The organism is Metabacillus sp. RB-C-LZQ-3-1 (assembly GCF_058315175.1).
In genome coordinates this window covers 400,075-420,707 of sequence record NZ_JBZFLI010000003.1, presented here as the reverse complement: position 1 = coordinate 420,707, position 20,633 = coordinate 400,075, and the positions used below count along the sequence as shown (strand labels likewise).

The following is a 20,633-nucleotide window of genomic DNA, read 5'->3' as shown; positions in this document are numbered from 1 at the left end:
AAAAAACTAAAATCATGGAGGTTTCAATATGAAAAAGCTTAAGATTGGAATTATCGGCTGTGGAAATATTAGTTCCATCTACATGGAAAATTGCCAAAACTTTGAGCACCTTGAGCTTGTGGCTTGTGCTGATCTTGATGTGGAACGTGCTCAGTCTCAGGCAGCAAAGTTCGGGATTCCAAAAGCATATACTGTTCAAGAGCTTCTTAATGATTCTGAAATAGAACTCGTGATCAACTTAACTATTCCGAAAGCCCATGCTGCAGTATGCATCCAAGCTCTTGAAGCAGGAAAACATGTTTATACCGAAAAGCCTCTTGCTGTCACACGTGAAGAAGGAAAGCAAATTTTAGAGACAGCTAAAAAACACAATCTTTTCGTAGGTAACGCACCAGACACTTTTTTAGGTGCTGGTATTCAAACATCGATCAGGCTCATTGAGCAAGGCGAAATCGGTGTTCCTATTGGAGCTTCTGCTTTCATGATTAGCAGGGGCCATGAGCATTGGCATCCAGATCCAAGCTTTTTCTATGATATCGGCGGCGGCCCAATGTTTGATATGGGACCATATTATTTAACGGCTTTAGTTGCATTATTAGGGCCTATTCAACGAATCTCAGGATCTACTAGAGTCAGTTATCCTGAGCGTACAATAACAAGTGAGCCGAAAGCTGGCGAAAAAATTAAAGTCCAAACCCCAACACATATTTCAGGTGTTATTGATTTTGCATCAGGAGCAGTCGGAACGATTACGACAAGCTTTGATGCAATGGGCGGTTCTTCCCTTCCTCCAATTGAAATTTACGGTAGTGAAGGAACATTACTTGTTCCAGATCCAAATACTTTCGGAGGACCTGTTCGTATTCGCAAGAAGGGTGAAAAAGAATTTGTAGAAGTACCATTATCCTACGGATATTCTCAAAACAGCAGGGGACTTGGTGTAGCAGACATGGCAAGCGCTATTCTAAATGGTGGAACATATCGCGCAAGTGGCGAGCTTGGCTACCACGTATTAGAAGCCATGCACGGTTTCCATGATTCCTCTGATCAAGGAACACACTATCAAATGGAAAGCACATGTAAAAGACCTGACTCCCTAGATGTGGAGCAAGAGGTTTCACATTAAAATCATTGTGGAGGACCATTTTATCTAATAGGTCCTTCGCTCTTTTTTACAAGACAATTTACTGGTCCTTCATCCTTTTGGTATGAAGGACTTTTCTTTCTAACTGGTCATCATTTTTGGTCTTCATCCTCTTTTTGATGACCTTTTCTCTCTCGATGCTTACCAGATTTGCCCTTCATTCCCACTAGAATTCCCTATACTCTTTCTATCCTAAATAAATTCACGATTGCAAAAAAGAGACGATTCATAAAGAATCGTCTCCTCTCAATTACATCGACCGGCTATAAGCTTTTTTCGCTTGCAAGGTAAATTCCTGTTGTAGAAGATTAACTTCAAATAGTTTTAACGGATCATAAAAGACTTCAGGATTATCTCTCATGTTCGCTAATTCTTCATTGCCGTTTTGAATGGTTTCTTTTGTTTCAGTAATCGTATGTTCAACCTCTTTAATAGATGCGTGGAAAAACGAAGCAACATCTTGACTTAATCCTTTTTCAAATAATTCAAATGGCAGGAATAATTTATTGGCAATGGCCTTTGTTACTTCTTCATATGATTCATTCTCTACATACTTTTTATATTGATTAAATAGCATATGATTGCTTTGATTCATCGTTCCGAATAGTCTACCTGCACCTTTTAATAATAGCTGTGTTGGTTTATTTTTCAAAAGTATATTTTCTTTTTCATATCGTACACGACCTGTCATTCTGTTTATATCACGGCGCCAGTCGTCTAGTAGCGAAAAATCACACTGCAGGGAAAGCTTTTTCTCTTCATAAATATCATTGAATGTTTCACTCATTTCATTCAAGTATGATTGACTTTCTTGAAGTTCGTCATGTGAAGCAGATATCCATGTTTCAAGCTGATGAAACACCGTTGGCAGAAGTGACCCCTCAACATAGTCCTGTATTTTCCCATTCATTTTCTCGTTAAGTGTAATGTGAATCTGTTTGAAATCACTGTCCTCTTTAATAAGAGCCGAACTTTCTTTTAGTAGCTTAGGGATCGTCTCTTTTAATTCCGTCTTCGATACTTTTATTAACGTATTATAGGCAGAAATAATAGAATCAACTTTTTCATATTGTAAATCTGATAACTTGTTTGTGAGACCCTTTAATCTGACTAAAATATCTTCATTCCATTCGATTGAGTAGATAAGTCCTTTTTCCATATCTACACGCTTTTGAAGAAGATCAGCGAGGACTTTTCTTATTAACGTTAAAACATTTGCTGTACGTTTTTCTTGCTTTTCCTTAATATCATATGGGAAATGAGTGTAAATGAATGCATTTAGCTGGCTTAATTGCTGTCCAAATGGATGTAATGAAGAATAAGGAAGAACCTCTGCCTCAGGATAAATATCTGAAATCTTCATTTTTATCTCATTTATAACAACCTGTGTACTAGCATCACTTGCAATTAAATCTACTTTATTTAATAAAAAATGAACCTTTACATTTGGGGCAAATTTTTTCAATTGATATAAAACATCGCACTCGGATTCTGATAATGGTGATGAGCCGTCTAGAACGTACAATACACCGTCTGCTAATAAAGTGGTGTTAAAAAGTTCATTTCTTGTCTCTTCATTTCTATGAATCGGTGGTGAATCAATTAGTGCACATTGATGCTCATTCAAAAAGATACACGGTCTTTTCACCTGGAATAAAGAAGAAGAATTCTCTTCCATTTCCTTCACTAATTCTCGTTGATCCTCAAGATAACGATGACCATTGCTCGAGATTTGACTCATCGTCAGTTCATCTTCATCATGCAGTACAACAAAGGCAGTGCTCGAACCTTTAAAGAATTTGTCACCTAGTAAAGAATTGACAAAGGTTGTTTTTCCACTACTTTCTTCACCCATTAGGAGAAAATGTTGTTTGATGTTTGTATTAAGTAATTCTTCTAACCACCAGCTCACCCGTTTATCTACATCAAGTGAATGAGTTTCTGCCCAATTTTTGATCGTTTTAAAAAGCTGGAGTGCTTGCTCTAACCCGCTTTGGTTATGCTCCACTTCAAATATAACTTCCTCTGCTGTGTACACAGCATCTTGAATAATCTGACCTGGGAAAATTTCATTCCAAGCAAGTACAGTGGCTGCAGGTGTTAAAGAAGCAGATCTAGTTGACAGCTTTAACCAACATGCTAACAAATATGGAATAACTCCTTGTAGTTCTTGTAAATAGTAGCGACCATCTGTTAATTCCTTAAATGTTTGTTCATAAAGTTCTACAATTCGATACCAGTCTGCATCTTCTTTATTTTCAACCGTCGTAATGACCATCTCATTAATTGTTTGTAACCAATTAAGATAGGATCCTTGGTCTTTATAGCTATTCCACAACGCCCCAATAAATGAAATAAGAGAAGGCCTGCTTGCCTCATACATCGCAAGAAGTACTTCAGAAAAATAATCTGGACTAAACGTTTTCGTTTTTCCTTCTTTCACATAAGAGGTAATGACCGAAAACCATTCTTCTTTTTGGGTACGAATAGCCTCATTAACAGCTAACTTCACCGCATGTTCATCATCGTTTTGTTCTTCATAAAAATCTCGTGCTGTTCTAGTTACTTCCGGATAATCAGGATCAATAAGAACAGCCTTTTGAATCGTATCATACGCATGATCCAGCTTTTGTCTTTCGGTATAAAGGAAAAATAACTTTAAAGCCACTTCACTTTTTAATGTTATTTCTTCTGTTTCAATAGAAGTATACATATCTTCAGCAGCAGAGAGTAAACCAAGTTGATAATAGGCATCTCCAATATTCATTTTGGCCCATGGTTCTAATTCATTTTTGATATTTTCCCACTTAAAAATGGCTGTTTCATAATCCTGCGCATGAAAGTAGAATTCTCCCTGTGCATAGCGTATGTAAGATAAATCAAAGCTTTCATCTCTACTTTGCTCATCAAAATACACCTGTCCCAATACTTGGATAGGCTGTTTGTCATCATGTTCGCTCAAAAATGTTTGATAAAATGTTTTTTCAATAAGTTGTTCTTCTCTCGTCATCGTATTCCTCCTACAACCCTATATATCATTACATATCACGTTATGTTTATTTTATATGACCCAATTTTATTTTCTCTGCTTTAAAGTGAAAAAACTTGGCATGACGACAAGTCATAATGGCGAAAGCACTAGTTTTTCTTAAACAATCATCCCCAAATAGTACATAAGAAAAGCGCAAAGCGCCCGTTTCATGTTCTCAGATATAAGGCATGCTGCGCATCTGTTTTCCACTTAATTCACTATAATCTATACGAATAGTTATGAAAAGAACAAAAAACCAAACTCTTCACATAAGAATACGCATAGAGGCTTGGTTTTATTAGGGTTTTTTATGAACTTTTTTCTACTTATTCTTTCTTTTTCTCCAGTGTCCTTAGAAAATACATAAGCGTTGCACCGATTCCTAGTCCTGGAAGTAACGAAAGCATCGGAAAAAAGATAGGGCCAATATAAATACCATTCACCTGCACGACAGGTGAGTACATAAGGCCTACTGTTACTGTATAAGCACTACACACATAAGGCAAAAAAGAATAGCTGGGCATTTTCCCTTGTACAGAATCCTTCACAGCATCCCACATGGCAAACATATAAACACAGGGATAAAACATAAGCCATTGATAGTCTAGAACCTGAAATGCCCGGTCAATTTCTCCTAAGAAGCTAGCCATGATCGCTGTATTAAAATGGCTATTCACATTAATAAGAAATTCAAGGAAAATTAAGACAAAACCTTTTAACAATTTTTTATTGAGTATTTGAGCAAACCCCGGTAAGGCGATACTCCATAAGATCGCTTCTGTTTTTGACGTCATATGTATGCTTCCCATCATCATTTTTAAAGTAATCCGTTTTCTTACCTTCGTTTTATTACTATTTACAATCACTTCCAAATCTATTCCAAAAAAGTGACCGATTTGATGATTTCGCATACATTCAGGAAAGATGAGCAGCATCTTAAAAGATACTGCTCATTCACTTAATATGTCAAAGACGCAGCAATGATCAATCCGATTGAAAGAGATAAAAATAGTAAAAACAATCCAACTGCTTGATTATCATCATCTATTGCTTTTGTAATATTGAACTTAGGTGTTAACAACTCAGCTAGATAAAAGATAATAATTTGCATAAAAATTGCAATACTTCCCCAAATGACCATATCAAAAATGTTAACAGAGTTTGCAATTGACGAATACAACACAATAGCTAATCCTAGAATACGGCCACCAAACGCATAAACTGCTGCTTTATTCCCGCTTTTAATCAGTTGCATTTCTTTATTTTTTGTTGTGACTTCAAATAAAATAATCCCGATTAACAGAAGTACAATTGCTAGACCAATATACGATAGTGTTGCTAAAAACAAATCTAAAAATGTCATCTTTTTAATCCCTTCCTTCTGGTTTCATACCAACTGGTAAGAAATATGCATTATTATCTGTTATTTGATTTCCCGCTCTTAACCCAATTCCACTTGCTTTTCCATTTACTAAAAAGCTGCCAATTAAAATTTTTGCTTCCTTAAAACCATTTACTGTTTTTATGTTTTTGGATGGGAGGTCAACATATTGTTGATACACAGGCAACGATTGTTCATATGTTTTATGCTGGTCTTCATAAAGCTTCCTTTTCCCCTGATAAACGGAAACTGTGTCTCCTTCTCTTCCAAAGCTTGGTTTCTTTACGTACTTCACATTATTTTTCCAAAACATATCTTCTTCAAGATAAGTTGGTAAAAAATACTTATGAATCCATTGTTTTTCCTGCTCAGTATAAAATGGATGATCAAGCTCCACCATACCCCAAATCACTGACTGTACTGCTTTTGATTGAAGGAGAAAGGAAGAAATTGGATTTAACATGATCAGTTTATTAGAACAAACTAACTCTAGTAGCTGAATTCCAATTGGTTCTCCTGCTTCTTCATCAACATCCTCAATCAAATGCTCTAATGGATATGTTTGGCGATATAAAATATCTATTTTGTTCCCTTCATCATCAAACAGTCCTACCCCTTTTTGAATGGTTAACTTATGTAATGGTACATATTTTGCCGAAACATTTGCAATTTCCTTTAAATAAATGGTGGTAAACTTATCTTCCTCATGAGAGTCGTGAGACGTAAACACAATCGTTGGTTCTTCAGCAAAATTCCCACGATGCAAAACTTCTGCTAAAGCCTTTCGCATCGCCATCCCTAATTTTTCGGCAAAGCCAGCATTGGGGTCAATTACTCCGAACTCCTTACACATTAGACCATTCACAAGAAAAACTTCTTTCTCAAATGTTGGTGTATCACTGTTTAGTTCAAGGACCTTTAATCCTTCGCTTGTTTGGACCAGATCAATTCTTGAAATAACTGATTCAATCGGAAGTGCTCTGTGTCGAATAAAAGGTAATACTTTTTTTGGGAAGTCTAGTTGCAGCAATGTTTCGTCCGGTAAGCTTCTTAATAAATGCCCTGTTTTAAAAAAAATAGATCCAATTCGATTTGTTGCGACTCGAATATCATCAACCTCTTTTTGAGATAAATAAGCGATATCATATAACGCATATTCACTGTCATATAAGTCATGCCAAAAAGAATCAATTTCTTCCAATACTTTGCTGCGTTTTAATCGGTGTTCAGATAAGTTGTATTCATTAGACATTACCCACCAAAACCTCCGCTAGATCCTTTTCCAAAACCAGAGCTAGAGCTTGTGCCTCCTCCCTTAAATGAACTACTAGATTGATAGCTTTTATACGCAGAACTTGATTTCAAACTACTTTTGGTTGAATAGTATCTTCCCCCGTAAAAATAATGACCATAATGTCTGGAATCATCATCATCACACTCCCAAACTCCCTCATCTGCTTCCCATTCCCAGTCTCCACAATCTGTGTCTTCTGGAACAGGAGGTAATGATTCGTTATTTCCACAACCAGCTGCTGTCAACATTGTTGCTGAAATGATGCCTGTTAATAGCTTATTGGTTTTGCTCAAGTGAAAACCTCCTTTTAATTAGTCTCATTGCATACTCAAACAATCGGATAAAATGGAAAAATACCAGTCATCATCCACCTTTTATAGTATAGTAAAAATAATCACAATTTTGGAGGTTAATGATGAAAAAAAGTTATAAATTGGAATATCGATTAAATGATGAACGTAAGGAGTATCCTGCTCTTTATCATTATGAGTTTTCAGATCCGTATGAAATCTTTTGCCGTCGATTGTGTGATTATTTTATTAAAGGAAAAAAGGTTTACAAACAAACCTCCTCAAGTCTTGAAGACGAATATTATGTGATTTACGTTGAAGAAGAAACAGATGAATTTATTTTTGAGCAAGCAGATCATTATAAACATGTAACACTTGAGGTAAGAGATTATAAGGAATATAATGAATCTCCTTTAATCTTTACATATGATTTATATTCACACGAAGAAGCTTTATCCTTAATTGGTAATGATTATTTATGGATTCAAGATGAGGAATACGAGAAAATTTCTGCAGAAATCGATGAAGATCGATCAACATATGTGCTTTATATGGTAAAGGCTTAAAATAAGAAAAGCAAAAGCGCCCGTTCAGCAACGTATGAACTTGAGCACTCCGTATGAGATAAAGCTAGACTTCCATAAGAGAGGGATCTTTCCCTCTTACGGATAGCGAGACTTATCCGATATTTACGGGCAGTCAACTTTATTGCCCGTTAATGTCGGGCATAGGAAACATGAAGAGCGCAAACGTCGATGTTGACTTATCGTAAGGAGGAGTGTAAAGTTCACTAGTTGCTGGGTGGGGGCTGGCAGTCATCTACGCGACGTCAATCTCCATGACTGCACTTGCACGTCCTGTGCTTCGGAGCTAGCCACTAAAACTAAGTACAAAATTTATACTTACCCATTTGCTGACCGCAGTTTCAACCATAAATAACATGGGATACGTACAAAACAACCGGCAGTGTGACAACACTCAATACTGTACTACACAATGTAGCAGATGAAACAAATTGCGGCTCTGTGTCATATTGCAATGCATACATCGTTGTATTTGCAGCTGTAGGCATTGCTGATAAAACAATCATAATTTGCTTTAATAAATCATCAATTGGCAAAATCAGGGTAAAACAAAAGGCAATAACAGGTGATAAAAACAACCGAATACCTAACGATAACGACAATGGTGCAAAGTCCAATTTTTTCACTGATATCTTTGCCAACTGCATTCCAAGAATGATCATAATCGTTGGAATTGCCGCATTCCCAACCATGGAAATAGCCTCCATAAAAGACCCCTCAATAGGAATTCGGAAGGTATGGAAAACAATTCCAAGTAACGCGCCATATACAATTGGTACTTTTACAACCTCTTTAAGTGCCTTTTTAATACTCCCGCCATTTGGTGATCCCTTGGCAGCGTAATAAATCCCAACTGTACACATAAGTAATTGTTGAATAACCATTAAAATTACCGCATATTGCAAACCTGCTTCCCCAAAAGCAAAGAAAATTAAAGGAGTTCCATAGTTTCCGTTGTTCATAAAAGCACTTGCAAGAATCATTCCACACGTCTTTTTAAGCGAGTATCGCTTAATAAAGGCTATTCCATAGATGACTAATATTAAACAAAAAGCAAGCCCGATTGTATAAATAGCCATCATAATATAATCAATTGAAAAATTGGTAGAATAAAATGTCTTAAATGCTAAAAACGGTACCATTAAATAAATAGCCATAACAGATAACGGTCTTGTATCAAATTTAAGTAACTTTTCTCCGACAAAGCCTATGCCGAAAATAAAAAATATCGGGATAAGGACCGTAACAAATTCCATAAACTCACCTATCTATTCTACTAAAATATGTATCTAGTATAGCATATAAGTCTGATTCCAAATGTCGCATTCTAGGTTAGCATTTATATAAAAAATTTTCGTTACAACCCCTTGATCAAAACACCGTTTTCAAGCAAAGCATTGTGAATCTTTTGAGCAAAAGCAACTGCATGTTCACCATCGCCGTGAATGCAAATTGTGTCTGCTTTTATCGAAATGATTTTTCCATTTGCAGCGAATACCTTTTGCTCAAGTACCATGGATAATACCTGCTTAATCGCTTGTTCTTCATTTTTGATTAATGCATTTTTTTCGACTCGAGGGGTTAACATTCCATTTTCTTGATAAGTTCGATCTGCAAAAACCTCACTCGCAGTGCGCAAACCTATTTTTTCTCCTGCACGGATTAATTCACTTCCGGATAATCCATATAATAATAGGTGAGGGTTTACTTTATACACTGCCTCTGCAATTCCCTCGGCAAGCTCTTTATTTATTGCTGCCATATTGTATAGGGCACCATGTGGTTTTACGTGATGTAATGTCCCTCCTTCCGCTGCCACAAACGCAGATAACGCTCCAATCTGGTACACAACTAAATCAAAAGCTTCCTGTGGTGAAATCGAAATATTCCGTCTGCCAAATCCTTTTACATCCTCAAAGCCTGGGTGGGCCCCAATTTTCACAGAATGTTCTTGTGCCAATTGAACTGTTTTTCTCATTGTGGCTGGATCACCTGCATGAAAGCCACATGCGATATTTACTGAACTAATAAATGGAACAATTTCTTCATCTGCACCAATTGTATATGGTCCAAAACTTTCACCCATATCACAATTTAAATCAATTTGCGTCATGCTCAATCCCCCTAATAGCTAATGATATTCCCAGTATGATCTGTTTCATCATTCTTTCCCTTTGCATCAATAAATTTTGAGCTTCTGATAGTGATACCTCCTTGAACCTCACGTTTTCACCAGGCATCACCTGTGACAAGGTTGGTAAATCCACACTGATGACATAGCCTATTTTAGGATACCCCCCAATTGTCTGGTGATCAGACATGAGAATGATTGGCTGGCCATCGTTTGGTACTTGAATCGTCCCCATCGTGACAGCCTCTGAGAGAAGATTAAGTTGAGAAGACACTTCCAGCCTTTTACCCGATAATCGATATCCCATTCGGTCTGACTGAGGTGTAACCTTGTATTCCTCTGTTAAAAAACTATTTTGTGAGGCCTCAGTAAACATTGAAAATTGTGGACCTTTTATCATCCTTATTATTGGATTTTTTTGATAATTAGCTCTTATATTAGTTGTCAACGTCCAATTTACGGTTTGAAAAGGAGTTGGTTCGTCTTTTTTTCTAAGTAAACCAACTAATGTTTGAGACTGTAAACTTTTTATCTCTTTAGCTTTAAGTAAATCGCCTTTTTTCAATGCTCTACCTTTCATCCCGCCTATTTTCCCTCTTACATATGTACTTCTACTATTCATAACTATAGGAATATTAAATCCACCTGCAACCGCTATGTAGCTGCGGCAGCCATTTTTGGGACGACCGAACGTCAAATGGCTTCCTTTTCTTACAAGCATCGGTCTCCATAATGGTACAGACACATTGTCCACTTTTGCTGATAAATCTGCTCCACAAATCGAAATAAGATAGTCCTCTTCAAATATAAGGCTTGGTCCAATGACTGTTAGCTCTAAAACGGCTTCACCTTCAGGATTTCCAACCATGATATTGGCCAATCTAGCAGCTACTTCATCCATTACACCGCCTACGACCACACCATATTGCATAAACCCTTTTCTCCCCAAATCTTGTACTGTTGTCAAAAGCCCTGGTTCAGTTACCTTTATGGTCATTTTTAGTTACCTCCCAGTTTTCAAACTGTTCGGATGTTATTGGCTCAAACCGAATCATATCCCCTGTTTTTAAAAAACTAGGTTGTGTTGCATGTTGATCAAATAGTTTAATCGGGGTTCGTCCAATTAATTGCCAACCTCCAGGGCTTTCAATAGGATAAACTCCTGTTTGCTCTCCACCGATTCCTACACTGCCGGCAGGGATCCTTACTCTTGGTGTGTCTTTACGAGGTGTGGCAATTTTTTCTGACATCCCTCCAAGATAAGGAAATCCCGGAGCAAACCCTATCATATAAACCAAATATTCTGCATTAGTATGTATCTTAATCACTTCTTGCTCGGATAGATGATGAAAGGAAGCAACAAATGATAAATCAGGACCGTATTCTCCTCCATAACAAACAGGAATTGTGACTGTCCTTGGAGTTGCTTCATATTCAATATTCGTTTTTGAAAGCAGTTTTTTTAACATGGTTACAACCTCTTCATATGGTGAAGGTGATTCCATCTTCATTGGATCATAATAAACGGTTACAGTTGTATAACTCGGCACTGCTTCAATCATTCCAACAAAAGGATTTGCATGTAAATATGATGAAAAATGACGAACTTGAACATGAGTTTCTTTATTGATCACGTTATTGAATGTGATCGTCACAGCATGATCTCCTTGTGGAAAAAACGTTACTTTCTCCATATTCCAACCTACACTCCTTCTTAAATTTTCTTTACTAATAGTTTATCATTCTTTCACCTATGATTATTTAAAAGATTCAGAAATTGAAATAAGGGCTTTTGAAAGCTAATGTTTATGGCATTTTTCGGGAAGCCTATTTACGATAAAATGAAACCCTTTCATAAATTTTCTTGAAAAGCTTTGACATCTGATTAAAAATGATGTAAATTACCTAATGGACGAACGTTTTTAAAAACAATTCTTTCTAATATTCGTGTTTAGGGGTGTGTTAACATGGAAAACGTATTTGATTATGAAGATATTCAATTAATTCCGGCAAAATGTGTTGTAAATAGCCGTTCTGAATGTGATACGACAGTTACATTAGGTGGACATAAATTTAAGTTACCGGTAGTACCAGCTAATATGCAGACAATTATTGATGAAAAAATTGCTGTTTACTTAGCAGAAAATGGTTATTTCTATATTATGCATCGTTTTCAGCCAGAAACTCGTATCTCTTTTATCAAAGATATGAATGCACGCGGGTTAATCACATCTATTAGTGTTGGTGTAAAAGCGGAAGAATACGATTTTATTAAACAATTAGCAGAAGAACAGCTTTCACCTGACTTTATTACAATTGATATTGCACACGGTCATTCAAATGCTGTCATTGACATGATCAAGCATATTAAAACTCATTTACCTAAAAGCTTTGTGATTGCAGGGAATGTAGGAACACCTGAAGCAGTTCGTGAACTTGAGAACGCAGGTGCAGATGCTACAAAGGTAGGAATTGGACCTGGTAAGGTTTGTATCACAAAAATTAAAACTGGTTTTGGCACTGGCGGTTGGCAGCTTGCTGCACTTCGCTGGTGTGCAAAAGCGGCAACAAAACCAATTATTGCAGATGGCGGTATTCGTACTCATGGCGATATCGCAAAATCAGTTCGCTTTGGGGCATCAATGGTAATGATAGGTTCTTTATTTGCAGGTCATGAAGAATCCCCGGGTCAAACGATTGAAAAAGACGGCAAACTTTATAAAGAATACTTTGGATCTGCTTCTGAATATCAAAAAGGTGAAAAGAAAAATGTTGAAGGAAAGAAAATGTATGTGGAGCATAAAGGAGCTTTACAAGATACATTAACAGAAATGGAACAAGATCTTCAATCTTCTATTTCATATGCGGGTGGAACGAGCTTAGATGCGATTCGCCACGTTGATTATGTTATTGTAAAAAATTCAATTTTTAATGGTGATAAAGTATTTTAATGCATAAGAGAGGGACTAGTCAGTATAGTCCCTCTCTATTTATATTGTTATGATATTTATTCTGTCACTAATTCTTTAACCCTTCCAACAATTCCAGACTCCAACATGACCTTTATACCATGAGGATGTGTTAATGAATTTGTTAGAATTTTTGCGACAACACCTTCCGTTAGCTTTCCTGAACGTTGATCTTTCTTTTGGACGACCTTTACAGTTGCTCCTATTTTAATATCAGCTCGTTTTGTTCCCTGCATAAACTTCCATCTCCTTTAGTTTTCATTAGTATATCAAAAAATGTAGTCAAGCAACGTGATGTATCATTATACATTTCAATATGTAAGACTGTTTTCACAAACATTATTGCTATGTTAAAAGCGATGGGAATGGTTTATTCGTGCTATATGCTTATAGGATGCTCGCTTTCCAAGGGGTGTGATGTTAGCCTCATCGGCTCCGGCACTGTATGAGTATCACCTGTCCCACTGTTCCTACAGGAGTCTCGAATATCCGTTCAACCTAAATAGTTTTTGTACATAGATAATAAACAACCATCTTATAAGGCTCTTTTCTAAAAGGTTGTTGTTTTTTTATATTTATTGGACATAAACGATTAGGTTGATTGGAGTGGAAGGTGCGAGACTCCTGTGGGAGTAGCGTGACAGGTGAGAACCCACAGGCGCTGGCGCCGAGGAGGCTCACCGCACGCCCCACTTAAGATGAGCATCCTGGAGCTCCAATCAAATACTTCCAACACTTATTACAAAGCAATAAAGTTTGCGAAAATAGCCTATAGAAAAAACCGTATGTAAAGAACATGTTAAAAATTTCGGATATCCTTGATTCTTGGCACTATCTATTGTAGAATTTCAATATCGATTTTCGATATCGAAATTCTATTATGAAGTGTAGGAGTGATTCATTGGAAGATAAAGTATTACGTAAGCTTTTTTTAGGGTTTATCCATATTCATATTTTACATCATGCGAAGGAACACCCTATCTACGGTGTATGGATGGCGGAAGAGCTTAGGGAGCATGGCTACAATATTAGTTCGGGTACTCTTTATCCTATTCTACATTCAATGGAATCAGACGGTCTCCTCATTAGAGAAGATCGAAATGTCGAAGGGAAAATTCGAAAGTACTATACAACCACAGAAAAAGGCAATGAAATTTTGATTGAAGCTAGAGCGAAAGCCTATGAACTTTTTAAAGAAATAAAAGACTAACAAAAGAAGGTGACAATATGGACGAAAAGAAAGATAGAGGATTTAGGGCTTTATTAGAAATTCTCTTAGTATCAACTAGGTTAGGTTTCACATCATTTGGCGGCCCTGTTGCCCACTTGGGGTACTTTCATAATGAATATATCCAAAGAAGAAAATGGATGGATGAGAAAAGCTATGCAGACTTAGTTGCTTTATGTCAATTCCTTCCTGGACCGGCAAGTAGTCAGGTCGGGATCGGAATAGGAGTCATGCGCGCAGGGTTACTAGGAGGGATCGTATCATTTATTGGGTTTACACTCCCCTCTGTTATCGCACTTATTCTCTTTGCTTTGATTCTTCAAGGCTTGGATGTAGCGGATGCAGGCTGGATTCACGGTTTAAAAATAGTTGCTGTTGCCGTTGTTGCACATGCTATTTTAGGAATGGCTAAAAACCTCACACCTGATTTAAAACGAAAAACAATCGCTTTATTAGCTCTAGTAACAACGCTATTATGGCAAACAGCCTTTACACAGGTTGGTGTAATCTTAATTGCGGGGCTTCTCGGATTTCTATTATATAAACAGCATAGTAAATCAGAAGATTCTGATATTCGCGTCCCAATTTCAAAATGGTTTGCAACCGTCTGTTTAGTGTTATTTTTTGGACTACTCATTCTTTTACCAATTCTAAGAGAAGCTACCACCCTTAATTGGATCGCGATGTTCGATAGCTTTTATCGTTCAGGGTCTTTAGTATTTGGTGGAGGGCATGTTGTATTACCTTTACTTGAACGTGAATTTGTGCCGACTGGATGGTTAAGTGAAGAAGCATTTCTTGCTGGTTATGGAGCTGCACAGGCTGTACCAGGACCACTTTTCACATTTGCTGCCTACTTAGGAGCTGTAATGAACGGTTGGCAAGGCGGTTTATTAGCAACCGTAGCGATTTTCTTGCCTGCCTTCCTACTCATTTATGGAACCCTTCCATTTTGGGACTCGTTACGTCGCAACCCTAAAATTAAAGGTGCTTTAATGGGAGTAAATGCAGCTGTTGTCGGAATTCTTATTTCTGCCTTTTACCATCCAATTTGGACCAGCTCCATTTTATCGCCGGTAGACTTTGCATTTGCAGCAATTCTTTTTAGCATGCTTGTCTATTGGAAGCTCCCACCTTGGATTATTGTTGTAACTGGTGCTATAGGAGGATTTTTATTATCTCTCCTTTACTAAGTAAAATTAGGAAATCCCCTTCAAATGCAGCTGCTTGCTGCTGAAGGGGATTTTTTCATGTCTGACTCAATTCACTAAACTCATATTGTGGTAAAACTATGCGAAAGGTTGTTCCATTCTTACTGCTTTCAAGAACATTAATTTCGCCGCGATGTTCAAAAATAATCTTTCTCACAAACGGGAGACCAATACCCATTCCTGACTCTTTTGTCGAAATAAACGGGTCAAAAATACTTTCCCACTGATCTTTAACAATCCCTTTACCGCTATCTGTTACATCAATAATAATTTTATCACCCATAATATCTGTTTTAATTGCAATATTGCGCTTAGCTTTAACATGATCCATCGATTCACAGCTATTTTTTATAAGATTAATAAAAACCTGTTTCAAATAGGCAGGACTAGCAAATGCCTTAAGCGGTTTATATTTTTGTTCAAAGCAAATTTCTATGTTCTTCTCTTTTCTAAATTCAGTCGTTAAATCAATAGCGTCTTGAATAATCTGATTTAAGTCTGCATCCTTAAACTCAACAGCTTTCTTTTTTATGTATTCTGAATAGTGATGTGTTAATTGTTCAAGCTGGGTTGTCCCTAATTGGATCATACTGACGTGATTTTCACTTTGTTTTGGTAAATCAGTTGTTTCAGCCACTAATTTGGAATATCCCTTAATAATTTGGATGTTATTTTTCACTTCATGAATAAGACTTGTTGAAATGTTTCCTAAATAATCAAGTTTTTTCTGGCGTTCTTTCAAAAGATTATAGTTTATTGTGACTAAATTATTCATCTTGACAAAAGAAAAAATGATACTTGATGAAAAAATAATCACTCCAATACTGCTGATCACAGAACCTGTCCCAGGTAAAAAATTCAAAAATCCAGTTAGTAATAGAAAAATAGAACAATAAGAAAAGGTTTGTAAAAATGACTTTAATGACGCATTTTGTATCCCTCTACAAATTATAACAACAATAATGAGCAGCAATAATACAGTACCTGTATGTACTAAGTACAGAAAATGGTAATCTCCATATACAGGAAAATACAGACTAGTATTAGAGTCAGCAGTTTGAACAACTCTTAGGCCCTCAATTCCCCATTTTGTCCAGTTAATCACATATACACCTGAACTCCACACAACTAATACCCAAAATACTTTTAAATTAAAAAATGATTGAAAAAAATTGTATCCTGTTTTGTTTTTTATATTTGGGGTGTGCTTATTAAGTAATAGATAAATTAAATAAAAAATAACTGGTACAACACCGGTTGTTCCCACCCGAAAAAAACGAAATAAACTCAATATCCATTCCTCTGGCAAAATACCTTTTAAATAAAGAACCCCGATATCCATCTGCCACAATGTGATGGAACACATAAATAATAGTAAAGCGATTCCTAGCTGTGATCCTTTATAAATCCTTGTTACATTCATTGCTAAAACTAATGGCAGCAAGCCGATTGTAAATATTAATAATGACGTTATCACGATCTCTCTTCCTTCTTGAACCTTTTAATGTACGTTTTTTCATTGTTATCAAATACCCATGATTGGTGATGACTCCCCATTTATTCGCTATCCAGTCACAACCATCTTATTATATTCTACCAACCTTCAATCAAACTATTTACCTATTATTATATAAGAAAATAGACTGAAATCATAATAGAAGGAAAGGACCAAGAAAACAAAATTATGTTTCCCAAGAGGAAAGTAAAAGAGAAAGAAACATGGCAGCTGCAACTTGATAACTGGGTAAGTTTGGTATATGATAGAGGAAAGAACATATACTAACAGACGATTGGTGCACACACACCAACCGCCTTTTAAGCTTTAGTTACTCCGCAGTGTAAAGTTGCGGTGGCTGAGGCAAGTAGAACACAGACTAGCTCCACTACCCTCATCGCCAAATGTCAGGGTGGGCTAGTCGTTTTTATTATTCCCGCTGTTTCTTGTTGCGACAATAATCGAAACGACCAAAGCAGCAAAAGCGATCATTGTATCCAATTCATCTCTTGTGATATACACGGCACCACCCCCGATCTGCCTCGGGAGTACCACCGCTGCCCATACCCAGCACAGTAACTTACTAAATTATACCATATCCACATCAAAATCCCGTTATTATCCCATCTATAACGTAAAATCACATCTTTTGTCTTATTTATCGGATCGAATAAAATGCAAATGCCATCTAATAAAGAAAAACGATGCAACATAATAAGGAGCTGAATACCAAATTTTCCAATCGAAAAAATGAATAAATTCCGTATAAATTAATAACCCTTCAAATAAAAGGGAATATACTAGCCATGCCAAACAATATAAAATAAAACTGCTCATTTTTTGGGGCATAAAATTCAGAAAAATAATCCCATAAGATGCTCCTAAGGTGAGTTCAAGAAAATGAACACTTAACTGAATACCTCCACCATTTAATTCATAAAAACGAAAATACAAACTCAAAATGAGATCTGAACTTATGTTAATTAATGCTACAACAAACCAAGATATATAAATTTCTTTTTTCGTTAAATGTTTTGGCATGAAACGAATAATAATAAGATTAATAAACAGAGAAAGATAAGGAATTAGCCACCACAATTTCATCACCAACTTTGATCATATCTTTACCATTATGATCCTTCGCTAATGAAAATATAGGTTTTCCAAAATAAAAAATCTCCTAAGGAAAAAACCTTAGAAGATCTTCTACCATTAATGACGGACTTGACCATTTCCATAAACAAAAAACTTACTTGATGTTAAAGCTTGTAACCCCATTGGGCCTCTTGCATGCAATTTTTGTGTGCTTATCCCGATTTCTGCACCATATCCAAATTCAGATCCATCCGTAAAACGGGTAGAAGCATTATGATACACTGCAGCAGCATCGACTTTATTTAAAAACCTTGCAGCATGCTGTTTATTTTCAGTCACAATTGCTTCAGAGTGATTTGTGCCATACGTGTTAATGTGCTGAATGGCTTCTTCAACATCTTTCATCACTTTTACGCTTACTGATAAAGCAAGATATTCTGTGTACCAATCTTCCTCTGTGACAAGCTTTGCTTTTCCAAAGATCCTCTGCACCTTGTCATCTCCGAAAATTTCAACTTGGTGCTCATCTAATTTTTCAAGTAACTTCTTTCCGTATTGTGAAAACCATTTTTCTTCTATTAGAATAGTCTCAATCGCATTACATACTGAAGGTCGCTGTGTTTTACCGTTTATCACAATATTCTCAGCCATTTGATAGTCAGCTGTTTCATCAATAAATACATGGCAATTCCCTGCTCCTGTTTCAAGCACTGGAACAGACGCCTCTCTTACAACCGTATCAATTAAATTTTTTCCCCCTCGTGGAATTAGAACATCTAAGTACTCTTTAAGATGAAAGAGCTCTTTCGCTGTTTCTCTGCTTGTATCTTCAATAAGTTGAATAGCATTAACTGGTACGGCGCTTTTTTCAAGTGCTTTATGAATAGATTGGATAAGAGCTTGATTCGAATAGCTTGCAGAAGAGCTGCCTCTTAAAATAACAGCATTCCCTGTTTTTAAAGCAAGTGTTGCGGCATCTACCGTAACATTTGGACGTGCCTCGTAGATCATTCCAATCACACCAATAGGTACTCTGTTTTTCTTAATAAGCAATCCATTTTCTTTTTCAATTTTTTCAATTGTTTCTCCGATTGGATCTTGCAGTTCTATTAATAAGCGAATTGCTTCTGCCATATCATGGATTCGCTTTTCATTCAGCATAATTCGATCTAAAACACTGTCAGTTAGACCATTTTTCTTTCCAGCTTCAAGATCTTTTTTATTTTCTTCAATAATTGTTTCTTGATCTACTATAAGCTGATCAGCTATTTTAGCTAGTGCTTCATTCTTCTCTTTTGTAGATATATCAACCAATTCAAAACTTGCTTCTTTAGCTGTTTTTCCTTTTAATTGAACCTCACCCATCTGATAATCCTCCTTTATGCTTTTACCCATTTATTTCGGTGAATCACAACGATTGATGATAAAACATCATCTTTGTATAACTCTTCACTTCTTTTCCCCATTGCTTCTTTTAGTTCCTCTGATGAAAAAAGAACTTCCCCCTTGCCAAGTATGCCATTTGGGCCTACAACTTCTACGACATCATTTTTTTGGAATGATCCTTTAATATCATAAACTCCAGCAGGAAGAAGACTTTTTCCTTTATACACAAGTGCATCTTCTGCCCCTTGGTCAACGTAAATGGTCCCAGATATTTCAGAATGAAACGCAATCCATTGGCGGCTATTATTGACTGCTTGAAGACCATCCTCTCCAATGTATGTGCCATCCCCATTGCCAAGCATAATATCAACAAGCTTATTTCTGCCTTTACCTAATCCGATAAATACCTGTACACCTAATGAGAGGGCTGTTTTAGCTGCCATTAGCTTCGACTTCATCCCTCCAGTACCAACCTTTGATCCAGATCCCCCTGCAACCTCCAGCATGTCATCTGTTACTTCTTGTAGAAAATCTATTCGTTCCGCAAATGGGTTTTTTGAAGGATTTGAATCATAAAGTCCGTTAATATCTGTTAAAATAATAAGCTGATCAGCGTGAACAAGACCACTAACAAGAGCTGAAAGCATATCATTATCACCAAATGTTAACTCCTCAACAGAAACTGTGTCGTTCTCATTAATAATTGGTAAAATTCCACGTTCTAATAACTCTGTTACAGTTGCATAAGCATTTTTATATCGCTCCTGTTTTGAAAAATCATTTCGAGTAAGCAAAATTTGTGCAGGAACGATATCATAATGACTGAATTGTTCGATATAAGATTGAACCAATAGACTCTGACCCACTGCGGCTGCCGCTTGCTTTCCTTTTAAAGTAATCGGCCGTGTTGGATATCCTAAACGAGCAAATCCAGCAGCCACCGCTCCAGATGAAACGAGCAGTACTTCATGACCTGCTTCACGAAGCGCTGCAACAGCTTCTACATGATCTGTGAATTTCTCTTGATCGATTTGTCCTTTTGCATTTGTTAAGGAGCTGCTCCCAATTTTGACAACAATTCGCTTCTTATCCATTTCTTTGTCCTCCATTTTAAAAAAGCGTTGGCGCCTATTCAGCCTCTTGACTTCATTCGTGCCATCATTATCCAATTAAAAAAGCTCCAATCATCCTAAAAATAAGGACGAAAGGAGCTTAGCTTCCGTGGTACCACCTTGATTGGATATGATGAGTTTTCATTCACATCCCACTTTGCCCTTTTAACGCCAGGGTTTGCGCCTATGTTTTCATAGGACTCAAAAGGTAGGTTCAACGGATTTTTTATATGAAGTCTTTCAGCTCATAAACTTCACTCTCTGTGATAAAAAGTTCCCGCA

At 36.7% G+C, this 20,633-nt stretch carries 19 protein-coding genes and 1 other annotated feature (1 of these 20 running past the window's edge); of the genes, 5 read left to right on the top strand and 14 right to left on the bottom strand.

All coding sequences use genetic code 11. The features are described from left to right. The first annotated feature begins 28 nt into the window (after window positions 1-28). Complete coding sequence (locus AC4GZ8_RS07350) at window positions 29-1,126, top strand: Gfo/Idh/MocA family protein (RefSeq protein ID WP_491081166.1); 1,098 nt, start codon at window positions 29-31, stop codon at window positions 1,124-1,126. Window positions 1,127-1,394: 268 nt separating this feature from the next. Here the strand turns inward: AC4GZ8_RS07350 and AC4GZ8_RS07345 are convergent, their stop codons facing one another. The 5 genes from AC4GZ8_RS07345 to AC4GZ8_RS07325 form a co-directional block, all read right to left on the bottom strand. Then, a complete protein-coding gene (locus AC4GZ8_RS07345) occupies window positions 1,395-4,154 on the bottom strand; it encodes a dynamin family protein (protein ID WP_491081165.1) in 2,760 nt (919 codons plus the stop codon). A 347-nt stretch (window positions 4,155-4,501) separates the two neighbouring features. Continuing rightward, entirely contained in the window at window positions 4,502-4,984 is a 483-nt protein-coding gene (locus AC4GZ8_RS07340; RefSeq protein ID WP_491081210.1) for a hypothetical protein, read from the bottom strand. Window positions 4,985-5,133: 149 nt separating this feature from the next. Beyond that, entirely contained in the window at window positions 5,134-5,538 is a 405-nt protein-coding gene (locus AC4GZ8_RS07335; protein WP_491081164.1) for a DUF350 domain-containing protein, read from the bottom strand. Between the two features lie 4 nt (window positions 5,539-5,542). Further along, complete coding sequence (locus AC4GZ8_RS07330) at window positions 5,543-6,808, bottom strand: glutathionylspermidine synthase family protein (RefSeq protein WP_491081163.1); 1,266 nt, start codon at window positions 6,806-6,808, stop codon at window positions 5,543-5,545. After that, window positions 6,808-7,143 carry a hypothetical protein gene (locus tag AC4GZ8_RS07325; RefSeq protein ID WP_491081162.1) on the bottom strand — a complete coding sequence of 112 codons (336 nt, stop codon included), beginning with the start codon at window positions 7,141-7,143 and terminating at the stop codon, window positions 6,808-6,810. Before AC4GZ8_RS07325 ends, AC4GZ8_RS07330 begins: the two co-directional genes overlap by 1 nt. A 122-nt stretch (window positions 7,144-7,265) precedes the next feature. Here AC4GZ8_RS07325 and AC4GZ8_RS07320 point away from each other — a divergent pair, with 122 nt between their 5' ends. After that, the gene (locus AC4GZ8_RS07320; protein WP_491081161.1) at window positions 7,266-7,706 is read left to right on the top strand and encodes a hypothetical protein; all 441 of its coding nucleotides are present in this window, start codon (window positions 7,266-7,268) and stop codon (window positions 7,704-7,706) included. 359 nt (window positions 7,707-8,065) lie between these two features. On the opposite strand, the gene AC4GZ8_RS07315 is transcribed toward AC4GZ8_RS07320, so the two are convergent. From AC4GZ8_RS07315 to pxpB, 4 genes are all read right to left on the bottom strand, one after another. Beyond that, a complete protein-coding gene (locus tag AC4GZ8_RS07315; protein WP_491081160.1) occupies window positions 8,066-8,980 on the bottom strand; it encodes an AEC family transporter in 915 nt (304 codons plus the stop codon). A 101-nt stretch (window positions 8,981-9,081) separates the two neighbouring features. Beyond that, window positions 9,082-9,837: a 5-oxoprolinase subunit PxpA gene (gene pxpA / locus AC4GZ8_RS07310; protein WP_491081159.1), complete on the bottom strand. Its 756-nt coding sequence runs from the start codon at window positions 9,835-9,837 to the stop codon at window positions 9,082-9,084. Further along, the gene (locus tag AC4GZ8_RS07305; RefSeq protein WP_491081158.1) at window positions 9,824-10,852 is read right to left on the bottom strand and encodes a 5-oxoprolinase subunit C family protein; all 1,029 of its coding nucleotides are present in this window, start codon (window positions 10,850-10,852) and stop codon (window positions 9,824-9,826) included. The genes pxpA and AC4GZ8_RS07305 overlap by 14 nt, the downstream gene beginning before the upstream one ends. Continuing rightward, window positions 10,833-11,549 (bottom strand): 5-oxoprolinase subunit PxpB, encoded by a 717-nt coding sequence (gene pxpB, locus AC4GZ8_RS07300; protein WP_491081157.1) that lies wholly within the window; start codon window positions 11,547-11,549, stop codon window positions 10,833-10,835. The genes AC4GZ8_RS07305 and pxpB overlap by 20 nt, the downstream gene beginning before the upstream one ends. 273 nt (window positions 11,550-11,822) lie before the next feature. Here pxpB and guaC point away from each other — a divergent pair, with 273 nt between their 5' ends. Beyond that, window positions 11,823-12,806: a GMP reductase gene (guaC, locus tag AC4GZ8_RS07295; protein WP_491081156.1), complete on the top strand. Its 984-nt coding sequence runs from the start codon at window positions 11,823-11,825 to the stop codon at window positions 12,804-12,806. Window positions 12,807-12,862: 56 nt separating this feature from the next. Here the strand turns inward: guaC and AC4GZ8_RS07290 are convergent, their stop codons facing one another. Beyond that, window positions 12,863-13,060, bottom strand: coding sequence for a YwbE family protein (locus AC4GZ8_RS07290; protein ID WP_491081155.1), 198 nt, complete (start codon window positions 13,058-13,060; stop codon window positions 12,863-12,865). A gap of 665 nt (window positions 13,061-13,725) precedes the next feature. Between AC4GZ8_RS07290 and AC4GZ8_RS07285 the strand changes: the two genes are divergently transcribed. Next, entirely contained in the window at window positions 13,726-14,034 is a 309-nt protein-coding gene (locus tag AC4GZ8_RS07285; RefSeq protein ID WP_491081154.1) for a PadR family transcriptional regulator, read from the top strand. A 17-nt stretch (window positions 14,035-14,051) separates the two neighbouring features. Beyond that, window positions 14,052-15,245, top strand: coding sequence for a chromate transporter (locus AC4GZ8_RS07280; RefSeq protein WP_491081153.1), 1,194 nt, complete (start codon window positions 14,052-14,054; stop codon window positions 15,243-15,245). A 55-nt stretch (window positions 15,246-15,300) separates the two neighbouring features. Here AC4GZ8_RS07280 and AC4GZ8_RS07275 read toward each other — a convergent pair whose 3' ends face one another. From AC4GZ8_RS07275 to proB, 4 genes are all read right to left on the bottom strand, one after another. Next, complete coding sequence (locus tag AC4GZ8_RS07275) at window positions 15,301-16,740, bottom strand: sensor histidine kinase (RefSeq protein ID WP_491081152.1); 1,440 nt, start codon at window positions 16,738-16,740, stop codon at window positions 15,301-15,303. A 672-nt stretch (window positions 16,741-17,412) separates the two neighbouring features. Further along, a complete protein-coding gene (locus tag AC4GZ8_RS07270; RefSeq protein ID WP_491081151.1) occupies window positions 17,413-17,856 on the bottom strand; it encodes a hypothetical protein in 444 nt (147 codons plus the stop codon). Window positions 17,857-17,970: 114 nt separating this feature from the next. Then, window positions 17,971-19,218: a glutamate-5-semialdehyde dehydrogenase gene (locus AC4GZ8_RS07265; RefSeq protein WP_491081150.1), complete on the bottom strand. Its 1,248-nt coding sequence runs from the start codon at window positions 19,216-19,218 to the stop codon at window positions 17,971-17,973. A 14-nt stretch (window positions 19,219-19,232) separates the two neighbouring features. Then, window positions 19,233-20,333 (bottom strand): glutamate 5-kinase, encoded by a 1,101-nt coding sequence (gene proB, locus AC4GZ8_RS07260; protein ID WP_491081149.1) that lies wholly within the window; start codon window positions 20,331-20,333, stop codon window positions 19,233-19,235. A 100-nt stretch (window positions 20,334-20,433) separates the two neighbouring features. Next, window positions 20,434-20,633, bottom strand: a binding site (T-box leader) (it continues 26 nt past the right edge of the window).

Bases quoted from the DNA above. Each gene is read 5' to 3' on its own strand.
- AC4GZ8_RS07350 (WP_491081166.1), top strand. From the start codon at position 29: ATGAAAAAGCTTAAGATTGGAATTATCGGCTGTGGAAATATTAGTTCC.
- AC4GZ8_RS07345 (WP_491081165.1), bottom strand. From the start codon at position 4,154: ATGACGAGAGAAGAACAACTTATTGAAAAAACATTTTATCAAACATTT.
- AC4GZ8_RS07330 (WP_491081163.1), bottom strand. From the start codon at position 6,808: ATGTCTAATGAATACAACTTATCTGAACACCGATTAAAACGCAGCAAA.
- AC4GZ8_RS07290 (WP_491081155.1), bottom strand. From the start codon at position 13,060: ATGCAGGGAACAAAACGAGCTGATATTAAAATAGGAGCAACTGTAAAG.
- AC4GZ8_RS07340 (WP_491081210.1), bottom strand. From the start codon at position 4,984: ATGGGAAGCATACATATGACGTCAAAAACAGAAGCGATCTTATGGAGT.
- AC4GZ8_RS07305 (WP_491081158.1), bottom strand. From the start codon at position 10,852: ATGACCATAAAGGTAACTGAACCAGGGCTTTTGACAACAGTACAAGAT.
- AC4GZ8_RS07280 (WP_491081153.1), top strand. From the start codon at position 14,052: ATGGACGAAAAGAAAGATAGAGGATTTAGGGCTTTATTAGAAATTCTC.
- AC4GZ8_RS07265 (WP_491081150.1), bottom strand. From the start codon at position 19,218: ATGGGTGAGGTTCAATTAAAAGGAAAAACAGCTAAAGAAGCAAGTTTT.
- AC4GZ8_RS07335 (WP_491081164.1), bottom strand. From the start codon at position 5,538: ATGACATTTTTAGATTTGTTTTTAGCAACACTATCGTATATTGGTCTA.
- AC4GZ8_RS07320 (WP_491081161.1), top strand. From the start codon at position 7,266: ATGAAAAAAAGTTATAAATTGGAATATCGATTAAATGATGAACGTAAG.
- proB (WP_491081149.1), bottom strand. From the start codon at position 20,333: ATGGATAAGAAGCGAATTGTTGTCAAAATTGGGAGCAGCTCCTTAACA.
- guaC (WP_491081156.1), top strand. From the start codon at position 11,823: ATGGAAAACGTATTTGATTATGAAGATATTCAATTAATTCCGGCAAAA.
- pxpA (WP_491081159.1), bottom strand. From the start codon at position 9,837: ATGACGCAAATTGATTTAAATTGTGATATGGGTGAAAGTTTTGGACCA.
- AC4GZ8_RS07315 (WP_491081160.1), bottom strand. From the start codon at position 8,980: ATGGAATTTGTTACGGTCCTTATCCCGATATTTTTTATTTTCGGCATA.
- pxpB (WP_491081157.1), bottom strand. From the start codon at position 11,549: ATGGAGAAAGTAACGTTTTTTCCACAAGGAGATCATGCTGTGACGATC.